The sequence below is a fragment of the Ramlibacter sp. genome (assembly GCF_035706265.1).
GTDB lineage: Bacteria > Pseudomonadota > Gammaproteobacteria > Burkholderiales > Burkholderiaceae_C > Ramlibacter.
Map to the genome: position 1 here is coordinate 1 of NZ_DASSVG010000257.1, position 3,605 is coordinate 3,605.

The following is a 3,605-nucleotide window of genomic DNA, read 5'->3' on the forward strand; positions in this document are numbered from 1 at the left end:
GTCGCTCAGCACCCAGACCACTTCGCGGTCCACCGGGAGCGGCTTGGGCTCCTCCACGATCAGGGCGCCGTAGAGGCCGCGCGGCACCTGTTCGAAGCTGGACTGGTGCGGGTGGTACCAGTAGGTGCCGGTGTCGGGCAGCCGGAAGCGGTAGGGGAAGTCGACGTCGGGCGGGATCGCCACCTGCGTGACGTTGGGCACGCCGTCCATTTCGTTCGGCACGCGGATGCCGTGCCAGTGCACGGTGGTGGCCTGCGGCAGGCGGTTGCGCACCAGCATCGACGCTTCCTCGCCCTGGCGGAAGCGCAGCTCCGGGCCGGGCACCTGCAGGTTGAAGCCCCAGACGGCCGTCTCGGCCCCGCCCTCGCGCACGCGCTGCTTGAACACGCCGGCCACCAGCTCGTTGGGCGCGGCCGCGGCCAGGGAGTCCAGCGGGGCCAAGCCCGGCATGGCGGCGGCCGCGGCGGCGGACTGGAGGAACAGTCGACGGTTCAGGCTCACGGTGCTCTCCCCGGAGGCACGGCCCCCATGTGGAGGGGCAGTCTAAGGAGGCCGGCCGCGTTGCAGTTGCGCCAGCTCAAATGGAGCCCCCCATCCTTGGGATGGCCGCGCGATGCCCCATCCGTCGTCCCCGCCTGCGCGGGGACGACGGGGCTCAGGCCGGGCGTTCCTCGCGCCCGTCCGGGTAGCGCGCGAAGCGCAGGGGCTCGGCCCCGTGCACCGGCGCGCTGTCGCCGAACTTCCAGCCGCCGAACTGGGTGCGGCGGTAGTCCTGCATCGCCTGCATGATCTCCTGTTGCGTGTTCATCACGAACGGGCCGTACTGCGCCACCGGCTCGCCGATCGGCGCGCCCTGCAGCAGCAGGAACTCGCCGCCGGTCTCGCCGGTGGTGATGGGCACCTCCGCGCCGGCGTCCAGCGAGATCGCCACCCGCGCTTCCACCGGCTCGCCGGCCACCATCGCGTCGGTGCCCTTGAAGAAGTAGAGCGTACGGCGCGTGTTGCGGCCCTGGGCGGGCGGCAGCGTCCAGGCGGCGCCGGCTTCCATCGCGATGGTCCAGATCGCCACGTCGGCGGCGGGATCGGCGGCCCAGGAGTCGGGCGGCGGCGCCAGCGGCGCGGCATCGGCGAAGCGGCCGGCGACCACCGCCACCTCGGTGCGCCGGCCTTCGCCGTCGCGCAGCACGCGGCGCGGCACCTGCTCGTTCCAGAACATCGTGAAGTGCGGCGCGGCCATCTTGGTGCGCTTGGGCAGGTTCAGCCAGACCTGGAACAGCTCCAGCGGGTTGTCTTCCTCGGTCTTGAGCAGCGGGAACATCTCCGAGTGCACGATGCCGCGGCCGGCCGTGCCCCACTGCACGTCGCCGCCGCCGAAGCGCGCCACCGCGCCCAGCGAGTCGCTGTGGTCGATCAGCCCGCGGCGCACGATGGTCACGGTCTCGAAACCGCGGTGCGGGTGGGCGGGAAAGCCCGGCACGCTCTCGCCGTGGTACATGCTCCAGCCGTCCTTGCGGCTGAAGTCCTGGCCGATGTCGCGTCCCGCCAGCGGCACCGCCGGCCCCATCTTCCCGTTGCCGCGGGGATAGGCGTCGTCGTGGTAGGCGCAGAACAGGAACGGATCGGCGGTTTCCCACGGAAAGCCGAGGGGCCGCACGGCGAGGATGGGGGAGTTGGTCATGGCATCAGGTGAGGGTGCGTTCACAAAGATCAATCCCGACAGCCGGACGCAAAGGACGCGCTTTCGCGTCCTTTGCGTCCGGTATTCCGACTTCCTCTCAGTGATGGTGCCCGTGCTCGCCGTGCACGTGGCCGTGGGCGATCTCCTCGCCGCTGGCGGCGCGCACGCCGGTGACCTTGAGGAAGAACTTCAGCGCCTTGCCCGCCAGCGGATGGTTGCCATCGAGGTGCACCTCGGGGCCCTTGATCTTCATGACGTGGAAGACGTGCGGCTGGCCGTCGTCGGTGCGGCCTTCGAGCTGGCCGCCGACCTTCACCCCGGGCGGGAATTCGCTCTTCGGGATCACGCGCACCAGCGCTTCGTCGCGCTGGCCGAAGGCATCCTCCGGCTGCAGGTTGAGCGTGCACTCGTAGCCCGCCTCCTTGCCTTCGAGCGCCTCCTCGATCTTCGGCAGCGTGTTGTCGTAGCCGCCGTGCAGGTAGACCATGGGGTCCCTGCTTTCCTCGATCAGCTTGCCGTTGCTGTCGGCGACCTTGTACTTGAGCGTGACGACCGTGTCTTTGGCGATTTTCATGGCGCCGATTGTGACGGCTCGGTGCCGGCCGCGGCGGCGGCGCGGCCCGGCGCCGGCAGCCAGCGGAACAGCAGGGCGCCGCCGACCAGGAAGGCCCCGATGCCGGCCATGACCGCCGCATAGCGCTCCACCTGCAGGGCGGCGGCGGCCGAGGCCACCCCGCCGGTCAGCCACTGCATGACGGCCACGCCGAGGAACATCGCCATGGTGAAGATCGCCATCGCGCGGCCCGTCATGCGCGCCGGATAGGCCGCCCGCACGTCCGCATACTGCAGCGTGCCGAAGCCGGACAGCAGGCTGATCGCCAGCGCGAGCGTCACCTCGATGGACGCTCCCGGGCGCAGCGCGATGCCGAAGAACAGCAGCGCCGTCAGCAGCGCGCAGCCGAGGATCCACTGGCGGCGGCGCTGCTCGCCGGGGTCGAGCCGGCCGAACAGCGGCGCGCCGATCATGCCGAGGATGGAAATGCCGATCGCGACGTTGCCGGTCTCCACGAGGGTGAAGCCGTAGCGCTCGATCAGCAGCGGCGTGAGCCACAGGCCGCGCAGCGACATGAAGGCGGCGTAGCTGAAAAGCGCCAGGCCGATGATCCCGAGCGTGTGCGGCAGCCGAAACAGCTCGCCGTAGCCGCGCAGGGCCGTCAGCACGTTCAACGGCTGGTGCTGCGCGGGCCGCTCTTCGCGCACCAGCAGCAGGATGGCCAGCCACGCCAGTGCGGCGCAGGCCGCCATGGCCAGGAAGCCGGCGCGCCAGGAGACGTGCTCGATCAGCCACGCGAGCGGCGTGCCGGTGAGCAGCAGGCCGATGGAGCCGATGCCCAGCGCCGCGCCATTGACGGCCGCGAAGCGCTCCGGCGCGAAGTTGCGGGCAATGAAGACCGTGCAGACCAGGAAGGCCGGCGCGCAGCCGATGCCCGTGAGCACCTGCCCCGCGATGAGCATCGGGTAGCTGTGCGCCGAGGCGGTGAGGAGCGAGCCGACCACCGTCAGCGGAAGCACGGTGGCCACGGTGCGCTTGGGGCCGTAGACGTCGATGCCCATGCCCATGAAGAGCTGCAGCGACGCGAAGGAGAAGTGGAAGGCGGCGGCGAAGAGCCCCAGCTGCTGCGGCGTGAGCCCGAAGTCGTGCTGCAGGGGCGGCGCCATGATGCCGGCGGCCGTGCGGAAGGCCTGGCTCATGGTGAAGCCGGAGAGCAGCACCAGCAGCATGAGCCAGGGGGAGCGGGAGGGGGATGGCACGCGCGGACTGTAGCGGTGTTTGGCGCGCGAACCCTTGCGGGCGCTGACCTCGTAGGCTGGAGCTGGAGCGAAGCGAAAGCCCGGCGATGACGGCGGCCCCGCAACGCTGGGCTTC

General features: G+C 70.9%; 4 protein-coding genes. All 4 read right to left on the bottom strand.

What is annotated here, in order from left to right; all coding sequences use genetic code 11:
• On the bottom strand, positions 1–501 hold a 501-nt coding region (locus VFM98_RS09535), incomplete at its 3' end, for a multicopper oxidase domain-containing protein (protein WP_325109688.1).
• 154 nt (positions 502–655) lie between these two features.
• Positions 656–1,678 (bottom strand): pirin family protein, encoded by a 1,023-nt coding sequence (locus VFM98_RS09540; RefSeq protein ID WP_325109689.1) that lies wholly within the window; start codon positions 1,676–1,678, stop codon positions 656–658.
• A gap of 97 nt (positions 1,679–1,775) precedes the next feature.
• Entirely contained in the window at positions 1,776–2,252 is a 477-nt protein-coding gene (locus VFM98_RS09545) for a peptidylprolyl isomerase (RefSeq protein WP_325109690.1), read from the bottom strand.
• A complete protein-coding gene (locus tag VFM98_RS09550; RefSeq protein ID WP_325109691.1) occupies positions 2,249–3,490 on the bottom strand; it encodes an MFS transporter in 1,242 nt (413 codons plus the stop codon). Before VFM98_RS09550 ends, VFM98_RS09545 begins: the two co-directional genes overlap by 4 nt.
• Between the last annotated feature and the right edge of the window lie 115 nt (positions 3,491–3,605).